This is a genomic window from Neisseria sp. P0009.S008, from assembly GCF_051958615.1.
GTDB classification, from domain to species: Bacteria; Pseudomonadota; Gammaproteobacteria; order Burkholderiales; family Neisseriaceae; genus Neisseria; species Neisseria subflava.
On record NZ_JBQCVG010000061.1, the window covers coordinates 1 to 274 of the forward strand.

The 274-nt window shown below is 53.6% G+C and carries 1 rRNA gene; it reads left to right on the plus strand.

Annotated elements, in window-relative coordinates:
* Positions 1-274: ribosomal RNA gene (locus tag ACTHSQ_RS11255) — 16S ribosomal RNA — on the plus strand; the annotation flags it as partial.

Here is a 274-nt window from a genome sequence, read left to right on the forward strand (position 1 = left end):
AATACGTAGGGTGCGAGCGTTAATCGGAATTACTGGGCGTAAAGCGTGCGCAGGCGGTTATGTAAGACAGTTGTGAAATCCCCGGGCTCAACCTGGGAATTGCATCTGTGAATGCATAGCTAGAGTACGGTAGAGGGGGATGGAATTCCGCGTGTAGCAGTGAAATGCGTAGATATGCGGAGGAACACCGATGGCGAAGGCAATCCCCTGGGCCTGCACTGACGCTCATGCACGAAAGCGTGGGGAGCAAACAGGATTAGATACCCCGGTAGTC